This is a genomic window from Pedobacter deserti, from assembly GCF_024436415.1.
In the GTDB taxonomy this organism is placed as follows: domain Bacteria; phylum Bacteroidota; class Bacteroidia; order Sphingobacteriales; family Sphingobacteriaceae; genus Pedobacter; species Pedobacter faecalis.
Window position 1 is genome coordinate 1972293 of the sequence record NZ_JAFMZQ010000001.1, and the last position, 21674, is coordinate 1993966.

At 47.7% G+C, this 21674-nt stretch carries 19 protein-coding genes and 1 tRNA gene; 17 read left to right on the forward strand and 3 right to left on the reverse strand.

Annotated features, from left to right (window positions below):
• Positions 1–10 precede the first annotated feature (10 nt).
• Positions 11–2314: an ATP-dependent helicase gene (locus tag J3P40_RS08940; protein ID WP_256004796.1), complete on the reverse strand. Its 2304-nt coding sequence runs from the start codon at positions 2312–2314 to the stop codon at positions 11–13.
• 170 nt (positions 2315–2484) lie between these two features.
• Here J3P40_RS08940 and J3P40_RS08945 point away from each other — a divergent pair, with 170 nt between their 5' ends.
• The 17 genes from J3P40_RS08945 to J3P40_RS09025 all read left to right on the forward strand — a co-directional run bounded on the left by J3P40_RS08945 (position 2485) and on the right by J3P40_RS09025 (position 20175).
• Entirely contained in the window at positions 2485–2772 is a 288-nt protein-coding gene (locus tag J3P40_RS08945; RefSeq protein ID WP_256004797.1) for a SemiSWEET family sugar transporter, read from the forward strand.
• A gap of 110 nt (positions 2773–2882) precedes the next feature.
• The gene (locus J3P40_RS08950) at positions 2883–4253 is read left to right on the forward strand and encodes a dipeptidase (RefSeq protein ID WP_256004798.1); all 1371 of its coding nucleotides are present in this window, start codon (positions 2883–2885) and stop codon (positions 4251–4253) included.
• A gap of 315 nt (positions 4254–4568) precedes the next feature.
• On the forward strand, positions 4569–6659 hold the full coding sequence (locus J3P40_RS08955; protein WP_256004799.1) for a ferredoxin-like domain-containing protein: 2091 nt from the start codon (positions 4569–4571) through the stop codon (positions 6657–6659).
• Positions 6656–7447, forward strand: coding sequence for a uroporphyrinogen-III C-methyltransferase (cobA, locus tag J3P40_RS08960; protein WP_256004800.1), 792 nt, complete (start codon positions 6656–6658; stop codon positions 7445–7447). The genes J3P40_RS08955 and cobA overlap by 4 nt, the downstream gene beginning before the upstream one ends.
• 48 nt (positions 7448–7495) lie before the next feature.
• The gene (locus J3P40_RS08965; RefSeq protein ID WP_256004801.1) at positions 7496–8089 is read left to right on the forward strand and encodes a precorrin-2 dehydrogenase/sirohydrochlorin ferrochelatase family protein; all 594 of its coding nucleotides are present in this window, start codon (positions 7496–7498) and stop codon (positions 8087–8089) included.
• Entirely contained in the window at positions 8086–8790 is a 705-nt protein-coding gene (locus J3P40_RS08970; RefSeq protein ID WP_256004802.1) for a phosphoadenylyl-sulfate reductase, read from the forward strand. Before J3P40_RS08965 ends, J3P40_RS08970 begins: the two co-directional genes overlap by 4 nt.
• A gap of 13 nt (positions 8791–8803) precedes the next feature.
• Positions 8804–9709 carry a sulfate adenylyltransferase subunit CysD gene (gene cysD / locus J3P40_RS08975; RefSeq protein ID WP_256004803.1) on the forward strand — a complete coding sequence of 302 codons (906 nt, stop codon included), beginning with the start codon at positions 8804–8806 and terminating at the stop codon, positions 9707–9709.
• Positions 9709–10956, forward strand: a complete 1248-nt coding sequence (locus J3P40_RS08980) for a sulfate adenylyltransferase subunit 1 (protein WP_256004804.1) — start codon at positions 9709–9711, stop codon at positions 10954–10956. Before cysD ends, J3P40_RS08980 begins: the two co-directional genes overlap by 1 nt.
• Positions 10957–11034: 78 nt before the next feature.
• On the forward strand, positions 11035–12441 hold the full coding sequence (locus J3P40_RS08985; RefSeq protein WP_256004805.1) for a glycogen synthase: 1407 nt from the start codon (positions 11035–11037) through the stop codon (positions 12439–12441).
• 11 nt (positions 12442–12452) lie between these two features.
• The gene (locus tag J3P40_RS08990; protein ID WP_256004806.1) at positions 12453–13727 is read left to right on the forward strand and encodes a glucose-1-phosphate adenylyltransferase; all 1275 of its coding nucleotides are present in this window, start codon (positions 12453–12455) and stop codon (positions 13725–13727) included.
• Between the two features lie 12 nt (positions 13728–13739).
• Entirely contained in the window at positions 13740–14543 is an 804-nt protein-coding gene (locus J3P40_RS08995) for an ABC transporter substrate-binding protein (protein ID WP_256004807.1), read from the forward strand.
• A gap of 202 nt (positions 14544–14745) precedes the next feature.
• Positions 14746–15435, forward strand: coding sequence for a DUF4397 domain-containing protein (locus J3P40_RS09000; RefSeq protein WP_256004808.1), 690 nt, complete (start codon positions 14746–14748; stop codon positions 15433–15435).
• A 163-nt stretch (positions 15436–15598) separates the two neighbouring features.
• A tRNA-Leu gene (locus J3P40_RS09005) sits at positions 15599–15680 on the forward strand.
• Between the two features lie 91 nt (positions 15681–15771).
• Entirely contained in the window at positions 15772–17118 is a 1347-nt protein-coding gene (gene tig, locus J3P40_RS09010; RefSeq protein ID WP_256004809.1) for a trigger factor, read from the forward strand.
• Between the two features lie 197 nt (positions 17119–17315).
• Entirely contained in the window at positions 17316–18008 is a 693-nt protein-coding gene (gene clpP / locus J3P40_RS09015; protein WP_256004810.1) for an ATP-dependent Clp endopeptidase proteolytic subunit ClpP, read from the forward strand.
• 5 nt (positions 18009–18013) lie between these two features.
• On the forward strand, positions 18014–19252 hold the full coding sequence (gene clpX, locus J3P40_RS09020; RefSeq protein ID WP_256004811.1) for an ATP-dependent Clp protease ATP-binding subunit ClpX: 1239 nt from the start codon (positions 18014–18016) through the stop codon (positions 19250–19252).
• Between the two features lie 53 nt (positions 19253–19305).
• Positions 19306–20175 carry an AMP nucleosidase gene (locus J3P40_RS09025; RefSeq protein ID WP_256004812.1) on the forward strand — a complete coding sequence of 290 codons (870 nt, stop codon included), beginning with the start codon at positions 19306–19308 and terminating at the stop codon, positions 20173–20175.
• Here J3P40_RS09025 and J3P40_RS09030 read toward each other — a convergent pair whose 3' ends face one another.
• Together J3P40_RS09030 and J3P40_RS09035 are read right to left on the reverse strand one after the other, a co-directional pair.
• On the reverse strand, positions 20176–20676 hold the full coding sequence (locus tag J3P40_RS09030; protein ID WP_256004813.1) for a SixA phosphatase family protein: 501 nt from the start codon (positions 20674–20676) through the stop codon (positions 20176–20178). It abuts the gene before it with no gap.
• A complete protein-coding gene (locus J3P40_RS09035; protein ID WP_256004814.1) occupies positions 20669–21673 on the reverse strand; it encodes a glycosyltransferase family 9 protein in 1005 nt (334 codons plus the stop codon). The genes J3P40_RS09030 and J3P40_RS09035 overlap by 8 nt, the downstream gene beginning before the upstream one ends.
• Position 21674: the final 1 nt, after the last annotated feature.

Below are 21674 nucleotides of genomic sequence, written 5' to 3' on the forward strand. Positions count from 1 at the left end.
CTGATAGATGTTATTTAACAATTCGCAATTTAGCAAATTTTAACAATAGCTGTTTGTTGCCCAGTCCCTGGAAAAATACCGTAGCCTTTACATCGGGCAAACTGCCCTCCAAACTCACAATTTTTCCAAAACCAAACTTCTCATGTTCAACATCCATGCCGTTCTGGAAGTCGCCCGCCGCATCCGGTGCAAAGCCCGGCGTGGGAACATGCGCTTTAGGAAGCAAACTCGTTGTCTTAGGTCTCGGTGCAGCGCCTGCCGTCCCAGCCGAAGCTGCCGGTTTAGGCTTCGAAAATGAATCCCGCTGCTGGCTCCAGCTCTTACGCTCCGAGTCAAAGCTATCGGTACCCAGTACACTTTTCGAAGGTTTGACGACCTCAATTTCGAGGTACCTCGGGCTAATCTCGTTGATGAACCGGCTTGGTTCGCAACTGGTTAGCGTGCCCCAACGATACCTCGATGTAGCGTAAGTCAGCGTAAGTTTTTTCTCCGCACGGGTAATGGCCACATAAAACAGTCGCCGCTCCTCTTCCAGATCGCTCCGCGAATTCAAACTCATTTGCGAAGGGAAAAGATTCTCCTCGAGGCCAACCACGAATACATTTTTAAACTCCAGACCTTTGGCTGAGTGTATCGTCATCATCGACACTGTATCCTTTTCCTTGTCGTTTTCACGGTCGTCGTTCGTAAGCAGCGCGATATCCTGCATAAACACGGCCAGGCTGCGGTCTTCAATGTCTTCGCGCTCCGCAAATTCCTTCACACCATTCAGCAATTCCTGGATGTTTTCATAACGTGCGCGGCCCTCAATGCTGTCGTCCGTATGCAGTTCTTTCAGCATACCCGAATGCTGCGCAATATAAAGTGCAGTCTCATAAGCATCCAGTTTCTTGGATTCGGCCGCAAAGCTCTGGATCAGCATCGCAAAATCATTCAGCTGACTTGCAATACGTCCTTCTATATAAGCCTGCGGGTTGCAGATGACCTGCCACATCGTGATGTTGTACTTGTCTGCCGCAACAATGATTTTCTCTACCGTGGTATCACCCAAACCCCGCCTCGGATAATTGATCACACGCTTTATCGCCTCCTCATCGGCCGGATTAAAGGTTAGCCTGAAATAAGCGATCAGGTCCTTAATCTCCTTACGCTGATAAAACGACAAGCCGCCATAGATCTTGTAAGGCACGTTCAGCTTACGCAAAGCTTCTTCCATCGCCCTCGATTGTGCGTTGGTACGGTACAGGATAGCAAAGTCCTGGTAGTTGTAACCCTTCAACGAACGCTCCTGTACAATGGCTTCGGCCACCAGCTTTCCTTCCTCGTTATCGGTAAAAGCACGCTGCACCTTAATCCGGTCGCCCGCCTCATTCTCCGAAAACACGTTCTTTTCCAGTTGGTTCTTGTTGTTGGCAATGATGCTATTTGCCACTTCAACGATGTTCTGTGTCGACCGGTAATTCTGTTCCAGTTTGTACACCTGAAGCTCAGGATAATCCCGCTCAAAATTGAGGATGTTCTGGATGTTGGCACCCCGAAAGGCATAGATACTTTGCGCATCATCGCCCACCACACAGATGTTCTGGTAAACCGCCGCCAGCTTTTTCACAATCGTGTACTGCGAAAAGTTGGTATCCTGATACTCATCGACCATCAGGTAGCGGAATTTATGCTGGTATTTATTTAATACGTCCGGATGCGTTTTAAGCAGCACATTGGTTTTAAACAAGAGATCGTCAAAGTCCATTGCCCCGGCTTTAAAGCAGCGCTTTGTGTAAGTCTCGTAAATCACACCCAGCAGCGGCCGTTTATTGCTCACGTCCTCTGCCTGTATTTCAGGGTTTTCGAGGTATTCTGTATACGAAATCAAATTGTTCTTTGCAGAAGAAATCCTGTTGTACACAAAATTGGCATTGTACAGCTTATCGTCAAGCTGCATCTCCCTCAAAATGGAACGGATCAGGCTCTTGCTGTCGTCCGTGTCATAAATTGTAAAATTGGAAGGATAGCCGATCTTCTCAGCCTCTACCCGCAAAATCTTTGCGAATACAGAGTGGAAAGTGCCCATCCAGATGTTTTTAGCTTCATTGCCCACCACCTTCATGATACGCTCGCGCATTTCCTTGGCCGCTTTATTCGTAAAAGTAAGCACAAGAATATTGAAAGGATCGACGCCCTTCTGTATCAAGTGAGCTACCCGATAGGTAATCACCCGGGTTTTACCCGATCCGGCACCAGCCACGATCATCGACGGCCCTTCGGTATTCTCTACTGCGGCGCGCTGTTGGGGGTTTAAGCCTGCTAAATAATCCAAAATACGTTCTGCTGTTTAATATGCGATTTTGCCCGGTATTTTCTACGGGGGCTTGCAAAGTTACATGTTTTAAGGCTTGTTTCAAAAGGAGAGGAGGCAGAATTAAACAGGTAGTTTCCCCTGCCGGAATAAGTCTTTTTTGATAAACTATTCTTCCCCTTGTATGTAGTATGAGAAAAAGATATATGGATTTTATTCAGATACTTGGGCTGGTAGCGGGGATATGTACCTCTTCATCAATATTGCCTCAACTTATCAAAACCTTTAAAACCAAGCAGGCTAACGATGTGGCCGTGTTTATGTTTATTGTCATGATGACCGGAAACAGCCTCTGGATCTACTACGGTTTCGATAAGTCCGACATACCCATCATCTCAACCAACTTTTTATCGCTCGCACTAAACATCGCTATGCTGATTCTCAAGTTCAAGTACCGCAACAATAAGGAACAGGCTTGAGCTTAAGTCTGGGAATTGAAAAATATACGTTCGCGCTACCGGCAACTAATGAAATTTTTCTAGTTTAGCCGCGGATTACATCCTTGTTTCTAACTAGATAACTTATTATTATGCAAGAGATTAAAAAATATGTAGCGGAAAACAAACAGCGCTTTCTCGACGAATTGTTTGAGTTGCTTCGTTTTCCATCGGTAAGTGCCGACCCAAAGTATAAAGACGATGTGCTGAAAACGGCAGAATACGTGGCTGCCAAACTTCGTGAAGCCGGAGCCGACCAGGTAGAGGTTTGTCCCACCGCCGGTTATCCCATCGTTTACGGAGAGAAAATCATTGACCCAAGTCTGCCTACGGTGCTGGTCTACGGGCATTACGACGTACAGCCGCCAGATCCGCTGGAACTTTGGAAGACACCTCCTTTTGAGCCTACACTGCGCGATGGCAAGATCTACGCCCGCGGCGCCTGTGATGATAAAGGACAGTTTTATATGCACGTAAAAGCGTTTGAACTGATGATGCAGACCAACACCCTGGCCTGCAACGTGAAGTTTATGATCGAAGGCGAAGAGGAAGTTGGATCGGCCAACCTTGGCATTTTTGTTAACGACAATAAAGAACGGCTTAAAGCTGATGTAGTGCTGATCTCAGATACTTCCATGATCAGTATGGAAAATCCATCCATTGAAACGGGCCTGCGCGGACTCGCCTATATGGAGGTTGAGGTAACCGGGCCTAACCGCGATCTGCACTCGGGGGTTTACGGTGGCGCTGTAGCCAATCCAGCCACCATCCTTTGCAAAATGATCTCTTCGCTGCACGACGAAAACAACCATATCACTATACCAGCGTTCTACGATAAGGTGGTCGACCTGACAGAAGAAGAAAAGAAGGCCTTAAATGCCGCGCCATTTGATCTGGAAGAGTATAAAAAAGATCTTGATATCAACGCTGAGTGGGGCGAAAAAGGGTATTCTACCCTGGAGCGGACCGGCACCCGGCCTACACTGGAAGTAAACGGGATCTGGAGCGGATATATCGGCGAGGGCGCAAAAACGGTGCTTCCTTCTAAAGCAAACGCTAAAATCTCCATGCGCCTGGTACCTAACCAGAGTTCCGAAGAAATCTCGGAGATCTTTGCGAAGCATTTCGAAAGCATCGCGCCTGATTATGTAAAGGTGAAGGTCACAGCGCACCATGGAGGTGAGCCGGTGGTTACGCCGACCGACAGCGTGGCCTACCGCGCAGCTGAAAAGGCTATTGTAGATTCATTTGGTAAAGCGCCGATTCCAACAAGGGGTGGAGGGAGCATTCCCATCGTGGCCTTGTTTGAAAGCGCATTGGGTATTAAGTCTGTGCTGTTCGGTTTTGGTCTCGACAGCGACGCGCTTCACTCGCCAAACGAAAAATACGACGTATATAATTACTACAAAGGGATTGAAACCCTTCCGCTGTTTCATAAGTACTTTGCTGAACTAAGCAAGTAGCCACATCGTATATACCAGGTTCGGCATGAATGCACAGTGCTACCGTCATGAGTCCGCCTTTTTTCAGGGAAAAGGCGGACTCACCGCGGACTCATGGCGGACTCATGGCGGACTCACTAGCTTCTTGGTGGCCGCAAATTCCCAACTTGGCCTCGTGCTGATCCTTGAGATAGATCAATTCTTGATAAGAAATTAACATGCTAATTTACAATATATTACATATATATAACAAACTAAATATACTACTAAATCCCTATACTTTATATATTTGCTGTTGTTGCTTCGGCAATGGCACCAAATTAAAAGAGTTTAGCAATGCAAAGTTTTAGGACAGAACTGGAAAATCCGGTCGTCGAAAAAGATATTATTGATCTTGAAAAAAAGATCAGGGCTTTTCGGGAGGGTACCATCCATGAGGAAAAATTCAGAAGCCTGCGTTTGGCCAGGGGCGTGTACGGACAGCGTCAGCCGGGTGTGCAGATGGTGCGGATTAAGCTTCCTTTCGGGAAGGTTACTTTTAAGCAGCTTTTGCGTATAGCCGATGTGGCCGACGAATATGGAAGCGGCAACCTGCATTTAACCACGCGTCAGGATATTCAGATTCATTATGTAAGCCTGGATCGTACGCCGCAACTGTGGCAGGAACTGGAGAAAGATGACATTACCCTGCGTGAGGCCTGCGGCAATACGGTCAGGAACGTGACTTCGTCGCCTGATGCGGGCATTAACCCGAATGAGCCTTTCGATGTATCGCCTTATGCACATGCGTTCTTTGCTTATTTCCTGCGTAATCCGATTTGTCAGGAGATGGGGCGGAAGATCAAGTTTTCGTTTTCGTCTGATGACCGCGATACCGCTTTTAGTTATATACACGATCTGGGCTTTATACCTAAGATCAATGCGGAGGGCGAACGTGGCTTTAAGGTCATGCTGGGCGGAGGTTTGGGTGCGCAGCCCTTCCTGGCGAGCATCGTGCACGACTTTTTGCCCGAAGATCAGATCGTTCCTTATGCGGAAGCGCTGCTGCGGGTGTTCGACCGCTACGGTGAGCGCAACAACAGGAATAAGGCTCGACTGAAATACCTGGTGCAGAAGCTGGGTTTGGAAGAGGTGCTTCGCCTGGTTGAAGAAGAGCGTACCGCGAACAAGGTAAAGTCGTTTGTGGTCGACCGCAACAAGGTGTTGCAACCAGAGCCGCCGCAATTGCAGGATTATCCGCAATTGGAGGTGGTTGAGACGGTTGAATACAAGCACTGGCGGGCAACCAACGTTGTTGCACAAAAGCAGGACGGGTACTTCGGTGTCTACATCAAAGTGGCTAAAGGCGATATTAAAACAGATCTGGCCAGGGCGTTTGTATCGGCGGTAAGGTCATTTGTGGCCGACGAGCTGCGCATTACGCAAAACCAGGGCTTGCTGCTGAAGTTTGTGCCGGAAGGGGCGCTGCCTGCATTGTATCAGGAATTGTCTGCCTTGGGTATGGCCCGGCCGGGCTTCGATAGTGTAGCCGATGTAACCACCTGTCCGGGCACCGACACCTGTAACCTCGGGATATCCAACAGTATGTCTTTGTCGGTAGCCCTCGAGGAGGTGATCTATGAAGAGTATCCGGAACTGGTGTATGATAAGGATCTGAAAATTAAAATAAGCGGGTGTATGAATTCCTGCGGACAACACGGTCTGGCGCATATTGGCTTCCACGGGAGTTCTCTGAAGGCGAATGGCAAGGTGGTTCCTGCAGTACAGGTGATGCTTGGCGGCGGAACTATCGGCAATGGCGAAGGCCGTGTAGCGGAACGGGTAATTAAAGCGCCATCTAAGCGTGCTACCGGTGTGCTGCGGATGATCCTGAATGACTTCGCGGCAAACTCGGGTGAGGGGGAAAGCTTCCATCAGTATTACGACCGCAAAACGAAGGACCACTTTTACCAGTTGCTGAAGCCGCTGGCTGATCTGACCAACCTGGTGGATGAGGAGTATGTAGACTGGGGCCATGAAGAAACGTTTGAGACTGCTATAGGCGTGGGCGAATGTGCCGGTGTGGTGATAGACCTGGTGGCTACCCTGCTGCTTGAGTCGGAAGAAAAGCTTGGCTGGGCACGGGCGTCTTATGATGCGGGTGCATGGGCTGATGCAATATACCATACGTATGCGGTGTATGTAAGTGCGGCGAAAGCCTTGCTTCTGGATAAGGGGGTAAACAGCAGTACCCAGATCGGTGTGATCAGGGAATTTGATAATCATTATGTGCAGACTGGAGAAATTCCTTTGGCGGGTTCGTTTAACGACTTGGTGCTGCAAATCAATAAGAACGAACCTTCTCAGGAATTTGCCACGGCCTATCTGGCTTCAGTGGAAGAGTTCCTGCAGGGAGTTAAAGCAAAACGTGGAGGGCAACTGGTATGAGCGTAGTAAAAGAAACAAATATAAAAGAGCCGCGTATTACGCTGGTTGGTGCCGGTCCCGGCGATCCGGAACTGATCACGCTTAAAGCGGTGAATGCATTGAAATCGGCCGACGTGATCCTGTACGATGCTTTGGTAAACGAGGTTTTGCTCGATTACGCAAAGCCTGGGGCTATTAAAGTATATGTAGGTAAAAGATCGGGCGAGCATTCGTTCGGGCAGGAGGCGATCAATAAACTGATGGTCGACTACGCACTGAATTACGGACATGTGGTTCGCTTAAAAGGCGGTGATCCTTTTGTGTTTGGCCGGGGCTACGAAGAACTGGACTATGCGGCCGATTATAGTATTCCGGCATCGGTTATTCCTGGTTTGTCGAGTTCTATCTCGGTTCCGGGATTGCAGCAGATCCCGGTAACGCATCGCGGTATAGCCGAGAGTTTCTGGGTGGTTACAGGTACTACGGCCTCTGGCAAGTTGTCGAACGACCTGTACGAGGCGGCACGCTCTAAGGCCACGGTAGTGGTGCTGATGGGTTTGGGTAAGCTGAAGGAAATCGTAAAGCTATATCAGCATGAGGGCAAAGGCAAACTTCCGGTAGCGGCTATTCAAAGCGGTTCCACAGAAAACGAAAAGCTTGCCGTAGGCATCGTAGATACGATTGTGGAGGTGGTAGAAGAGAAGCAGATCGAGGCCCCGGCCTTGCTGGTTTTTGGTGAGGTGGTATCATTGCATCCTTCCTTTCAGCCCATACGGGATTTCTTTGAGGCTTTAAAAGAGGAGATTTAACTGCCGCAAGACAAAATATATCGATATTTTGCATGTAAATGAACGAAGATGGAAGGTAATCAGTTATTCCCGGTATTTCTTAAGTTAAATGAGCTTCATACGGTGCTGATCGGCGGCGGACCGGTAGGTCTGGAAAAGCTGAACGCAATTTTGCAAAACAGCGCTGAAGCAAGGGTTACGGTGGTAGCACGTGAGATTATTGACGCGGTATATGAATTGGCGGAGCAATATCCGAAGGTGAAGCTGGTATGTAAAAGTTTTGAGCAGGCCGACCTGGATGAGGCGGATCTGGTAGTGGCTGCAACGAACAATCCGGAGCTTAATGTATTGATCAGAGCCTCTGCAAAAGCACGGCGTTTGCTGATCAATGTAGCGGATAAGCCTGATCTGTGCGATTTCTATCTGGGTTCGGTGGTGCGCAAGGGTGATCTTAAGGTGGCCATTTCCACCAACGGGAAATCGCCCACCATCGCAAAAAGACTTAAAGAGGTACTGAACGAAGGCATTCCGGCAGAACTGGATACCACGCTTCAGCAAATGAGTGCATTGAGAGAAACGCTTAAAGGCGATTTTAATGAAAAGGTTAGGCAGCTGAACGAAATAACTGCTGTCTTGGCGCATAATAAGGGGGAAGGGAAATGAATGAACAGTTGGAACTGATATCAGGGCAGATTGCAGGTATGGATCCGGTGGCGGCGTTAAGGCGCCTAACGGAGCAGTATCCGGGCCGTGTTGTTTTCTCGACAAGCTTTGGTTGGGAAGATCAGGTGATTACACATCTTATTTTTTCAAACGATCTGCCGATCGAGGTATTCACGCTCGAGACAGGTCGACTGTTTCCGGAGACCTATTATGTATGGAACCGGACACTGGAAATCTACAACAAACCTATCAAAGCCTATTTTCCGGAGGCCGAAGCTTTACAGCGTATGGTAGACGCCAAAGGGCCTAGCAGTTTCTACACCTCGGTGGAGAACAGAAAGGAATGCTGTTACATCAGGAAAATAGAACCTCTGAAACGCGCGCTGAGCGGTCATAAGATATGGGTAACAGGAATACGTGCGGAACAATCGCCCAACCGCCACGACATGCGTAACCTGGAATGGGATGAAGGCAATCAGATGATTAAGTATCACCCACTTTTCGAGTGGTCGCTCGACGAGGTAAAAGACTTTATAAAGAAGCACAATATTGTATATAATACCCTTCACGACAGGGGCTTTCCGAGTATAGGATGTGCGCCGTGTACACGCGCGGTGCTTGAGGGTGAAGATTTCAGGGCGGGCCGCTGGTGGTGGGAAGATCAGTCGAAAAAGGAATGCGGCTTACATGCCACAACATAATTGCAGAACACTTATGAGTAAATATAATTTAGATTATTTGGATGAGCTTGAGGCCGAGGCGATTCATATCCTCCGGGAGGTGGCAGGCCAGTTCGAGAAACCTGCCCTGCTTTTTTCGGGCGGTAAGGATTCTATCACCCTGGTGAGACTGGCCGAGAAGGCTTTCAGGCCGGGAAGATTCCCATTTCCCCTGGTGCATATAGATACCGGGCATAATTTTGAGGAAACGATTGCTTATCGCGACAAGATGATTGAGCGTATTGGTGAGCGACTGATTGTGGGCTATGTGCAGGAGTCTATAGATCAGGGTAAGGTGGTGGAGCAGACCGGCAAGAATGCCAGTCGCAATGCCCTGCAAACGGTTACTTTGCTGGATACGATTGCGCTGCATGGTTTTGATGCCTGTATTGGCGGTGCACGCCGCGACGAGGAAAAGGCCAGGGCGAAAGAACGCATTTTTTCGGTGCGCGACGAGTTTGGTCAGTGGGACCCTAAGCGCCAGCGCCCGGAGCTGTGGAACATCTATAACGGAAAAATCCACAAGGGCGAGAATGTGCGCGTATTCCCGATCAGCAACTGGACGGAACTTGATGTTTGGAACTACATAAAACGCGAGGGCATTGAGCTGCCTTCGATCTATTTTGCGCATGAGCGTGAGGTGATTACCCGCAATGGTCAGCTGATGGCCGCATCACCTTTTTTAAATATGGACCATGAAGATGTGGTGGAGCGTAAGACAGTCAGGTTCAGAACGGTGGGCGACATGAGTTGCACGGCTGCGGTAGAGTCGGAGGCCGACCAGCTGGACGATATTATTGCTGAGATCAGCGCATCTAAAATAAGTGAACGCGGCGCCCGTATGGACGATAAGGTATCGGAGGCGGCCATGGAAGACCGTAAGAAAGGAGGGTATTTCTAATGAATATATTGAAGTTTTTTACTGCAGGGAGTGTCGACGACGGAAAGAGTACGCTCATCGGCAGGTTATTATACGATACTGGCTCTATTTTGGCCGACCAGCTGGAGGCGCTGCAGGCGAGCAACCGCAAGAATGATGACGGCTCGATTGATCTGGCGATACTGACCGATGGCCTGCGCGCTGAGCGTGAACAGGGAATTACCATTGACGTAGCCTATAAGTACTTTCAGACAGACAAAAGGAAGTTTATTATAGCGGATACACCCGGACATATTCAGTATACGCGCAATATGGTTACCGGTGCTTCTACGGCCAAACTGGCTATTATATTAATAGACGCGCGGAATGGGGTGGTTGAGCAAACCATCAGGCACTCTTATCTGGTGTCGCTGCTGGGCATTGAGCATGTGGTGGTATGTTTAAATAAGATGGACATGGTGGGCTACAGCGAAACGGTGTTTAATGCAATCCGGGAAAAGTACCAGTCGCTAGCCGCTGAACTGAAACTAAAGGATGTGAACTTTATTCCGGTGAGCGCACTGAAGGGCGATAATATTGTTCATGAGTCGGAGAATATGCCCTGGTACGACGGACGAAGCCTGCTTCATTTCCTGGAAAGCGTGGATGTATCGGCCGACGACAATGATTTGGCGAGGATGCCCGTGCAATGGGTTGTTCGTCCGCAGACAGAAGAACTGCACGACTACAGAGGCTATGCAGGCCGGATACTGAGCGGGGCTTTTCATGTGAACGATCGGGTGACGGTACTTCCTTCAGGCTACAGTTCAGTGATAGAGCGTATCGAGATCTTTGATCAGGCGCCCGAAACCGCACATGCGGGGCAATCGGTAACGCTGCATCTTCAGGACGATATCGACATCAGCAGGGGCGATGTACTGGTCAACGCGGCACAATTGCCTCAGCATACGCAGGAGATTGAGGCCGACATCTGCTGGATGGATACGCGACCGCTCGATGATAGCATCACTTACCTGCTTCAGCACAACAGCAAGATCACCAAATGCAAGATCAAAGAGATCGTTTACCGGGTGGATATTAATACGCTCGACAAGCAGCAGGCCTACGAATTTAAGCTGAATGACATCGGTCGGGTGCTTATTAAGACGGCCGATGCCCTTCCTTTTGATCTTTATCATGAGAATAAGGCCAATGGAGCAGCCATTTTGATAGACAGCAGGACGAACTTAACCGTTGCAGCTCTGATGTTTAGGCGGGCGGCCGACTAAGCGCGATTATTCATCCATTATTTATTTGCTTTGTGTATTCTTATCCCTAATTTGAGGTGATTTTTAAAACCTCAGATTATGGAGATAATACACTTCAGTGCGGAGTGCTACCCGGTAGCTAAAGTTGGTGGTTTGGGTGATGTGGTGGGGGCGCTGCCGAAATACCAGAATAAACTCGGGCATATCGCAAAGGTGGTGATGCCGGCCTATGAAAACAGCTTTCTACACAACAATGAATTTGAAGTGGTGTACAATGGCTGGGTGCGTGTGGGCATTGGTAATTTTCAGGCCAGGGTACTCCGGGAGGTTAGTAATAAGCTTGGCTTCGATCTGTTCCTGGTGCAGGTAGACGGACTGATGAACCGCGACCGGGTTTATGGGTATGGTGACGATACGGAGCGGTTCCTGGCTTTTCAGATAGCGGCGCTCGACTGGATTGCGCAGTGGAAGCACAGACCTGATGTGATCCATTGTCACGATCACCATACCGGTCTTATTCCTTTCATGACGGCTTACTGCCGGCAGTTTGCCAGTCTGAGTCATATTCCTACTATTCTAACCATACATAACGCGCAGTATCAGGGGCAGTTTGGCTGGGACCGTTTAGGTTATATTCCTGCATTTGATTTATGGAAGTCGGGCATGCTCGACTGGAACGGGGCGATTAATCCGCTTGCTGCGGCAATCAAGTGCGCCTGGAAGGTTACTACGGTGTCGCCGAGCTACCTGGACGAGATCAGTTACCAGGCCAACGGACTGGACAGCCTACTTGCCAGAGAACGCGGGAAGTCGGCCGGAATACTCAACGGAATTGATACCGATGTATGGAATCCTGCTACGGATGCAATGCTCCCCAAAAAATATAATTTACGCACCATTGAAAGTGGAAAAATAGCAAACAAAGCGGCCTTATGCGATGTTTTTAGCCTGGATCCGGACAAGCCGCTGTTTACCTTTATTGGTCGACTGGTGGGTGAGAAAGGAGCTGATCTTTTACCTGATATTTTCTACAACGCGCTGCGTGAGCATGGTGCGGAAATGAATATATTGGTGCTGGGCTCGGGAGAGCCGGCTGTGGAAGGAAGGCTCAATGAACTCAAGGGCGTGTTTCCGGGACATTATAACGTTTTTATAGGTTACAATGAGCAGTTATCGCATCAGATGTATGCAGGAGCAGATTTCCTGCTGATGCCGAGCAGGGTTGAGCCTTGCGGGCTGAACCAGATGTATGCGCTCCGTTACGGTACTGTGCCTATTGTGAGAAGAATTGGCGGTTTGCAAGACACGATTATAGACATAGGCGACGAAGGTTTTGGCATATGCCACGATCAGACCAGTGTGTGGGACGTGAACCATGCGATGGGAAGGGCGATGGATCTGTATCGTGATAAAAAGAAGATGAAGGAAATTCGTAAGTTTATGATGCAGCTGGACCACTCGTGGGACAAGGCTGCGCAGGAATATATTAATCTGTACCATATTTAATAGGAAATTTAATGACTGAAAAAGTTCTAGGTGTAATTCTTGGCGGGGGCCAGGGCTCAAGGTTAGCTCCTCTTACACAAACTCGCTCTAAGCCTGCAGTGCCGATTGCAGGCAAATACAGATTGGTTGATATTCCGATCTCTAATTGCTTAAACTCGGGCATACACCGTATGTTTGTACTCACGCAGTTCAACTCTGCGTCGCTCAATAAGCATATCAAGAATACCTATCATTTCAGTCATTTCAGTACGGCCTTTGTAGACATACTTGCGGCAGAGCAGACGCCGGATAATCCCACCTGGTTTCAGGGAACAGCGGACGCCGTGCGCCAAACCATGCATCACCTGCTGAACCACGAGTTTGAATATGTGTTGATCCTTTCGGGCGACCAGCTCTACCAGATGGATTTCAATGAGATGGTAGACGCGCACATTGAAAGCGGGGTAGAGATGACGCTGGCGACCATACCGGTAAACGCTAAGGATGCCCCGAGTTTCGGTATATTAAAGGCAAACGAACAAAACATCATTACATCTTTCATAGAGAAACCTAAAACCGAGCTGCTGGTCGACTGGTCCTCCGACACTGGTCCGGAAATGCAGGCGGAGGGCAGGGACTACCTGGCTTCGATGGGAATTTACATCTTTAACAGGGATTTGCTGATCAGGATCTTCTCTGAAAATGAAGAGGAAAAGGATTTTGGGAAGGAGATCATTCCGCGCCTGCTGAACGAGTACGATGTGCTCAGCTTCCAGTATGAAGGGTACTGGACCGACATAGGTAATATATCTTCTTTCTTTGAAGCTAACCTGGGCCTGACCGACGATATCCCGAAGTTTAACCTGTTCGATCATAACCATAGCATCTTTACGCGGGCGCGTATGCTGCCACCGTCAAAACTTCTGGGAACAACACTCGATAAAACGGTCATTGCAGAAGGATGTATTCTGCAGGCTGAGAGCATTAAGCATGCGGTGATCGGCATCAGGGCGAGAATAGGGGTGGAAACGCAGATTGAAAGCTGTTATGTGATGGGTAACGACAAATATCAGACGCTGGAAGAGATTGCTGATGATAAGGCCAACGGAATCCCGATGATCGGTATTGGCGACAGGTGTTTCATAAAGAATGCCATCATAGATAAAAACAGCCGCATCGGTGATGATGTAAGGATTGTTGGTGGTGATCATCTGAAGGATGGGGACTTTGAACTTTATACCATTAAAGATGGTATTGTTGTGGTGAAAAAAGGTGCTGTTGTTCCGAGCGGAACAACGATCGAGTAAGGCGAATACGTAATGCATCAGCTATTTACGGATCAGATGGGGCGGGAGGTTTCTGTTAACTTCCCGCCCCGTCGTATTGTTTCGCTTGTACCGTCGCAGACTGAACTGCTGTTCGATCTGGGTTTGAACGAGGAGGTGGTTGGGCTGACTAAATTTTGTATCCACCCAATCGATAAGTTTGCCGCACGTACAAAGGTGGGGGGTACCAAAACACTTCATATAGACCGGATCAGGGATCTGAAGCCAGACCTGATCATTGGAAACAAGGAGGAGAACCAGCAAGATCAGATTGAACTCCTGGAGCGGGAGTTTCCGGTATGGATGAGTGATATTTATACCCTCGGCGATGCAATTTCTATGATCCGTGATATTGGCGCGATGGTAAACCGCAGTCCCGAAGCCAGTTATCTGACGCATCTTATACGTGCCGGATTTGACGATCTGCAAAGACTTGCGGAGCAGAGGGGACCGACTAAACGTGTGGCCTATCTGATCTGGAAGGATCCATATATGGCCGCTGCCAGGGATACGTTTATCGACCATTTGCTTGGATTGAACGGTTTCGCTAACGTCTTCAGGGACCTGCGTTACCCGGAAGTGACGCTGGAAAAGTTATCTGATTTGCAGCCTGATCTGGTGTTTTTATCTTCGGAGCCATATCCCTTTAAGGAGAAACATGTGCTTGAGATAGGCCGCGCATTGCCTGATGCCAAAGTAATGCTTGTGGACGGAGAGATGTTTTCCTGGTATGGTAGCCGGCTGGTTAAGGCGGTGGAATATCTTTTTCATTTACAGCAGGAATTAGCTTCTGTATAGTTTTAAGTACATTTTTGCTTTTCTTTTCGTCCTCACGCTTGTTGGCGGATATTATCTCGTATATATCTGAAAACCAAATAATTGTTTGATGTTAATTGTAAGCGAAGTTTAAGAAATTGTTAAAAAAGGTGTGTTTTTTGTGAGTTCTTGAGTGCAACCATCTACCTGGTTGAGGGTTAAATGATCAATAAACTTTAAGACAATGAAAAACAAATTTTTATCAAAAGGAATGTTTATGGGTGCCATAGTACTGGCGCTAGCAACAACGGTGTCATCTTGTAAGAAAGACGACATAGACGAATCCGGATCAGCGAATGTGAAGGTCGTGAATGCCTCTACGGCGTCTACAGCACAGGGCTTTTACCTGGCCGGCAGAACAGTAGTGCAGGGCGGATTGACCTTCGGAAATGCTTCTGATTATATTTCGGTGAACTCAGGCAACAATCTGCAGTTGCAGTTCAGAAATGAAGGATCTTCTTCTAATTACGCCAGTGCACAGATGGATCTTGATAATGGTGCTTACTACACCGTATTCCTGGCAGGCGATGGTCAGGCTGCAAGGGTTAAAGTGTACAAAGACGACAGGTCGGCCCCAACAAGCGGAAAAGTGAAAGTCCGCTTTGCGCATTTAAGTGACGCCGCGCCTTCCACAATCGACATCAGAACAAGTGCAGGTACTACATTAATTGCCGGGCTTAACCGCGACAATGCAAGCAATTACATTGAAGTAAACCCTGGCGTGATGTCGTTGCAGGTGTTTGGAGCAGGCCAGGATGCGAGTGTTGGAACCACATTTGACATCACTGCCCTGGCAGAGAACAGGATTTATACAATTTATGTGACCGGGTCTACAGAAAGCAGCATTTCGGTCAGACAGATATCCCATAACTAAGTTGATGAGGTAATTTTTTGCCACTCAGGCATTTAAAGTCCCGGTTCGTAGCATATACGGTCCGGGACTTCTTTTAAGGGTGAATTTATTCGCTAAATAAATGAAAAACTGTTTTGATAATTCAATCCAATACCTATCTTTGCAGTCCGAAATAATCCTAACTGCGGAAGTGGCGTAATTGGTAGCCGCACCAGACTTAGGATCTGGCGCTTCACGGCGTGGGGGTTCGAGTCCCTTCTTCCGCACATTGATCAAAAGCAGCTCGTTTGGGCTGCTTTTGGTTTAGATGCAGGATGAGTACGGAGCTAAGTTTGACAAAACAAATATTGATTCAAAATGAATATTACACAGGAAAAAATTGATGATCTGAACGCAGTTGTTAAAATAAAGATTGCGCCTGAGGATTACACAGAGAAGGTTGACAAAGCGATCAAAGAGCAGGCTAAAAAGGCAAACCTTCCAGGTTTTCGTAAGGGAATGGTTCCTGCTTCGCATATTAAAAGGATGTACGGCAAGAGCATTCTTGTAGAAGAGATCAATACCCTGTTAAGCGATACCATCAATAAACACCTGACAGATAATAAAGTAGAGATTTTGGGCCAGCCGCTTCCTAAAATGGATGACGAGCGCGAGTTTAAGTGGGATTATACGGATGAATTTGAGTTTGATTACGAGCTTGGCCTTGCTCCCTCGATAGATATCTCTGTTAGTTCCAAAAATCAGTTTAAAAAGTATAACGTTAAGGCCGATCAGGAAACGCTGGATGCCAGGATCAAGAATATCCGCAGAAGCTATGGCAAAATGACAAATCCGGAAATTTCGGCAGAGGGTGACGTGCTTTATTCGGAGCTAACGCAGCTTTCTCCCGATGGTTCAGTTTTTGAAGGTGGAATTAACCATACAGGTTCTATCCGTTTGGACCAGGTGACTGACAAGAAAATCCTGAAGTCACTTGTAGGTCTTAAAAAGGATGATGTTGTTGAGCTGGATGTTCAAAAGGCTTTTAATAATGATGAGGTTATCATTGCTAAGCTTCTGAACATTTCGGAAGAAGATGCGAAAGAGGTGAAGTCTAATTTCCGCGTGACGGTTAAAAATGTGAACCGTCTTGAAGAAGCTGATCTGAACCAGGAGTTCTTTGATAAATTGTTTGGTGAAGGTACAGTGACCGACGAGGCCGGATTTACAGCTAAGATCACTGAAGAGATTGAAAGCATGTTTGCTCAGGATGCCGACCGGAAGCTGCAGAACGATATGTACAACCAGTTGATGGAGAGCCTGAATATCGAACTTCCTGATGCATTTTTAAGGAAATGGCTTAAGGCAACGAATGAGAAGCTGACCGACGAGGAGCTGGAAGAAGGTTATAACGACTTTGCTAAAAACCTGAAGTGGACGCTGATCGAGAACAAGATCATTAAGGACAACGAAATCGAGATTAAATATGAAGACGTATTTGCACTCGCAAAACAGCGTCTTGATGCACAGTTCAGAATGTACAGTCCTTCACCATTGCCGGAAGACCAATTGGCTCAGTACACCGCCAACTTCCTGAAAGAAAAAGACAATGCAAACCGTATTTTCGATGAAGTGAAAGCACTCAAGGTGTTTGAATACATCAAATCGGTAGCTACCCTTAATGAGGAAGAAATCACTTACAATAAGTTCACCGAGTTAAAGTAGCATTTGTCCCTGTGCAAGCAGGTGATATAAAATAATAACAGGAGAAGGCGGCTTAACAGGCCGCCTTTGTTTGTGTTGGATCAGTTAAATTTTACAATACCACAATAAATTACCAATTTAGTTTTGATTACTTTGGTGGTGCATAGGGCAAACAATCTTATAGTAACAGGGGTTAAAAATTGATAAAATAGTTAATTATGAAAATTGATAAAGACGAATTCAGAAAATACGCAGTTAAACATCATCGCATAAACGGGTTGAACGTGGACCGCTTTATCGGGGCTACAAATAATAACCCAAAGAGTATGACGCCTTATATTATTGAGGAGCGTCAGCTTAATGTGGCTCAGATGGACGTGTTTTCACGTTTGATGATGGATCGCATTATATTCCTTGGAGATGCCATTTACGATCAGAATGCTAATATTATCCAGGCGCAGTTGCTATTTCTTCAGTCGGTAGACAACAACCGCGATATTCAAATCTACATCAATTCTCCAGGTGGATCTGTTTATGCAGGTTTGGGTATATACGATACCATGCAGTACATTACACCTGATGTGGCTACGATTTGTACCGGTATGGCAGCCTCTATGGGCGCCGTTCTGCTTGTTGCCGGAGCAGCGGGCAAGCGTGCAGCACTCCAGCATTCCAGGGTAATGATCCACCAGCCTTCCGGTGGCGCGCAGGGTGTTGCTTCAGATATGGAGATCAACCTGAGAGAAATGCTGAAACTGAAAAAGGAATTGTATGATATTATATCAAAGCACTCAGGTCAGACTTATGAATGGGTGGAGAAAGCATCGGACCGCGACTACTGGATGAAAGCAGAAGAGGCGAAAGATTTTGGAATGATTGATGAAGTGCTTGGCGGTACGAAGAAAGATTAATTAGAATGGCTAGACAAAACAAAGAATCCCGTTGCTCGTTTTGCGGATCAGGTAAGCAAGATACTTTAATGCTTATTGAAGGCCTCGATGCGTTTATATGCGACAAGTGTGTAACCCAGGCAAACCAACTTCTGGTTCAGGAGATGGGAAGCAAGAAGAACAAACCGCTTGATTCTTCGATTACGCTGCTGAAACCGCAGGAAATCAAGGAGCATATGGATCAGTATGTTATTGGTCAGAGCGACGCGAAGAAGGTATTGGCTGTCGCGGTGTATAATCACTATAAACGACTGAGCCAGAAAGATGAGGGAGATGAAGTAGAAATTGAGAAGTCGAACATCATGCTGGTTGGCGAAACAGGTACCGGTAAGACGCTTTTGGCCAAAACGATTGCTAAAATACTGCATGTTCCGTTCTGTATCTGTGATGCAACGGTACTTACCGAGGCCGGATATGTTGGCGAGGATGTTGAGAGCATTCTGACGAGGCTGTTGCAGGCGGCTGATTATGATGTGACTTCTGCGGAGCGCGGTATTGTGTATATTGATGAGGTAGATAAGGTGGCCCGTAAAAGCGATAATCCTTCAATTACCAGGGATGTATCTGGTGAGGGTGTTCAGCAGGCCCTGCTTAAAATACTTGAAGGTACAATTGTTAATGTGCCGCCGCAGGGCGGGCGTAAGCATCCCGACCAAAAGATGATCCCGGTGAATACCAACAATATTCTTTTTATATGTGGGGGGGCGTTTGACGGCATTGAGCGTAAGATAGCTAACCGTTTGCGTACACAGGCCGTAGGGTATAAGGTACGCCGCGATGAAGAGGAACTGGATTTGAAGAACTTGTATAAGTATATCACGCCCCAAGACCTGAAGTCGTTCGGACTGATCCCGGAGCTTATTGGCCGTATCCCTGTGCTTACTCACTTGAATCCTTTGGATAAAGCGGCACTGAGAAACATCTTAACAGAGCCTAAAAATTCACTGGTGAAGCAATACGAAAAGTTGTTTGCCATTGAAAACGTGAAACTGATTTTTGAGGACGAGGTTCTGGATTTCATTGTGGATAAGGCGATGGAATATAAGCTCGGCGCCAGGGGGCTAAGGTCGATATGCGAGGCCATCATGCTCGACGCTATGTTTGAAATTCCATCAGAAAAGCATGTCAGCGAGCTGGTTGTTACGCTGGACTACGCCGTAGAAAAATTTGAGAAGGCTGACTTCAAAAAATTGAAGGCTGCCTGATGACAATCCCCGGAAACACCGGGGATTTTTTTTACGCTATGAATTGAACAGCTATGAATGAAGAACTGGATATCAAGAAAGAGGGTGAGGGCGAGAAAGAGAAGAAGGTAAAGAAAGTCCGCGAGGTAGAATCTCCCGTTAGGAAAGGACTGAAGACCAAGGAAGATATTGTGAAGAACTGGCTTCCGAGATACACCGGAAGACCGCTGGATCAGTTTGGCAATTATATATTGCTTACAAACTTCAGTCGGTACGTGCAGCTATTTTCCGAGTGGCACGACAATGCTCCTATTATGGGACTGGATAAACCGATGCAAAGCGTCACCGCCAACGGTATTACGATTATAAACTTCGGGATGGGAAGCCCGCTTGCGGCTACCATGATGGATTTGCTCAGTGCAATAGCGCCGAAAGCGGTATTATTTTTAGGTAAGTGCGGTGGGTTGAAGAAGAAGAATCAGCTTGGCGACCTGATCTTGCCGATCGCGGCAATAAGGGGTGAGGGAACATCCAATGATTATTTGCCTGCCGAGGTACCGGCACTGCCTGCGTTTGCTTTGCAGAAAGCGATATCGACGACCATCCGTGAACACTCAAGAGATTACTGGACCGGAACCTGTTATACCACCAACCGACGTGTATGGGAGCATGATAAAGCGTTTAAAAAATATCTGAAAACGCTTCGGGCCATGGCTGTGGATATGGAAACAGCCACAATCTTCACCGCTGGATTTGCCAACAAGATACCCACCGGGGCGCTGTTGCTGGTTTCCGATCAGCCCATGATACCGGAGGGTGTTAAAACCACTGAGAGCGACAGCACTATCACGACTAAGTATGTGGAGACACATTTGAAGATCGGGATAGATTCGATAAAGCAACTAATTAACAACGGATTAACCGTTAAGCATTTACAGTTTTAGCTAGGCAAGTTCATTCTTCGGATAATCTGCGAACACCAGGCTTCCGCTATTTCGGCTGATCTCCGCCCATTGCTCGGCCGGGAAGCTGATCTGCGCAACGCCACAGGTAGGCAGGCTGTAAAGGTTTGCATCCGTCAGGTAGTTCACGAAATCGGTGAGCCCGGGGTTATGACCGAACAGCGCTACCTTGCTGAAATCTTCTCCCAACTCGTTTACGACGTTGAGGAGCGCCGGGACGCTGGCTTCATAGATATCCTCCTTCAATAAAATGCTGCTGAATGGAATCTCCCAAACCTGTGCAAAATGCTTAGCTGTACTTAGTGCTCTCAGCGCCGGACTGCTTACGATCAGGTCCGGGATATAGCCCTTGGATAATAAACGCCTTGCCATCATGGGCGCGTTATCGTGGCCACGCGGGTTTAACGGCCGGTCGAAGTCCGAAAGAAATTCATTTCCCCAGTCAGACTTCCCGTGCCTGACTAATAACAGGTTTTTAGACATGCTTCAATTTATTGACAATTTTATCAATAACAACATTTTCAGGAAGATTGTTCATGCAGGCCAAATCTCCGCGATAGCATGGCTTGTTTCCATAGACCGAGCAGGGGCGGCAGTACAGATCTAGCTGCACGGCATCATCCATGGATTGTCCGTAGCCCAAAAAGCCCGCGTAAGGATGTGTAGCGCCCCATACAGACACCACCGGAACACCCGCCAGCGAAGCCAGGTGCATCCCGGAAGAGTCCATGCTGACCATAAGATCAAGGGTCTTCATGAATTCCAATTCTTCTTCCAGCGTTATCTTTCTCACCATTGAAGAGATGTTCGGGTGCTGGCCTGACCAGTCGCCGGCGATTTCCGCTTCCTCCGGCGTGCCCCCGAAAACGAAGATTTCATGACCCATGTCTGCAAGCGCGCAAACGACATGATACATTTTATCCAGGGGATAAATTTTCTGAAGATGCTGAGCAAAGGGGCTAATGCCGATGCGTTTGGCTACCGCTGCAGCCCGCTTGCGAGGCGCTGGTATGTTCTTTAATTGAAAGGCGAAGCCCAGCTTCGCAAATACCTCAGCGTATCTGTTTACGGTAGGTTTTAAGGGTAGCAGTATTTTATGACGTTTTCTGGTCAGACGTTTCTTTTCCGCTCTTCCTTTGTCGACCACGGCGACTTTTACACCCGTGAGCGCAAATAAAATCCTTAGTAAGGTACTTCTAATGTTCTGATGCAGGTCGGCCACAGCAGTCACCCGGTACATCCTTAATTCGAGAAATAGCCTGAAAATGCCCAACAGCCCTTTGTGCCGGTCCTTGGCATGGAAGTCGTGAAACGTAAGCCCCTCAATTGAACTGAAAAATGGCTTGTGCAGAGAGCGGCTTAGCATGACCAGTTCAGCCCCAGGGTAGTTATCCTTAAAGTCTTGGAGCACCGGTGCTACCATCGCAGCATCACCCATCGCAGATAGCCTGATAACCAGTATTTTTGGATTCCGGGCCATG

Bases quoted from the DNA above. Each gene is read 5' to 3' on its own strand.
- J3P40_RS08945 (WP_256004797.1), top strand. From the start codon at position 2,485: ATGAGAAAAAGATATATGGATTTTATTCAGATACTTGGGCTGGTAGCG.
- J3P40_RS08950 (WP_256004798.1), top strand. From the start codon at position 2,883: ATGCAAGAGATTAAAAAATATGTAGCGGAAAACAAACAGCGCTTTCTC.
- J3P40_RS08955 (WP_256004799.1), top strand. From the start codon at position 4,569: ATGCAAAGTTTTAGGACAGAACTGGAAAATCCGGTCGTCGAAAAAGAT.
- cobA (WP_256004800.1), top strand. From the start codon at position 6,656: ATGAGCGTAGTAAAAGAAACAAATATAAAAGAGCCGCGTATTACGCTG.
- J3P40_RS08965 (WP_256004801.1), top strand. From the start codon at position 7,496: ATGGAAGGTAATCAGTTATTCCCGGTATTTCTTAAGTTAAATGAGCTT.
- J3P40_RS08970 (WP_256004802.1), top strand. From the start codon at position 8,086: ATGAATGAACAGTTGGAACTGATATCAGGGCAGATTGCAGGTATGGAT.
- cysD (WP_256004803.1), top strand. From the start codon at position 8,804: ATGAGTAAATATAATTTAGATTATTTGGATGAGCTTGAGGCCGAGGCG.
- J3P40_RS08980 (WP_256004804.1), top strand. From the start codon at position 9,709: ATGAATATATTGAAGTTTTTTACTGCAGGGAGTGTCGACGACGGAAAG.
- J3P40_RS08985 (WP_256004805.1), top strand. From the start codon at position 11,035: ATGGAGATAATACACTTCAGTGCGGAGTGCTACCCGGTAGCTAAAGTT.
- J3P40_RS08990 (WP_256004806.1), top strand. From the start codon at position 12,453: ATGACTGAAAAAGTTCTAGGTGTAATTCTTGGCGGGGGCCAGGGCTCA.
- J3P40_RS08995 (WP_256004807.1), top strand. From the start codon at position 13,740: ATGCATCAGCTATTTACGGATCAGATGGGGCGGGAGGTTTCTGTTAAC.
- J3P40_RS09000 (WP_256004808.1), top strand. From the start codon at position 14,746: ATGAAAAACAAATTTTTATCAAAAGGAATGTTTATGGGTGCCATAGTA.
- tig (WP_256004809.1), top strand. From the start codon at position 15,772: ATGAATATTACACAGGAAAAAATTGATGATCTGAACGCAGTTGTTAAA.
- clpP (WP_256004810.1), top strand. From the start codon at position 17,316: ATGAAAATTGATAAAGACGAATTCAGAAAATACGCAGTTAAACATCAT.
- clpX (WP_256004811.1), top strand. From the start codon at position 18,014: ATGGCTAGACAAAACAAAGAATCCCGTTGCTCGTTTTGCGGATCAGGT.
- J3P40_RS09025 (WP_256004812.1), top strand. From the start codon at position 19,306: ATGAATGAAGAACTGGATATCAAGAAAGAGGGTGAGGGCGAGAAAGAG.
- J3P40_RS09030 (WP_256004813.1), bottom strand. From the start codon at position 20,676: ATGTCTAAAAACCTGTTATTAGTCAGGCACGGGAAGTCTGACTGGGGA.
- J3P40_RS09035 (WP_256004814.1), bottom strand. From the start codon at position 21,673: ATGGCCCGGAATCCAAAAATACTGGTTATCAGGCTATCTGCGATGGGT.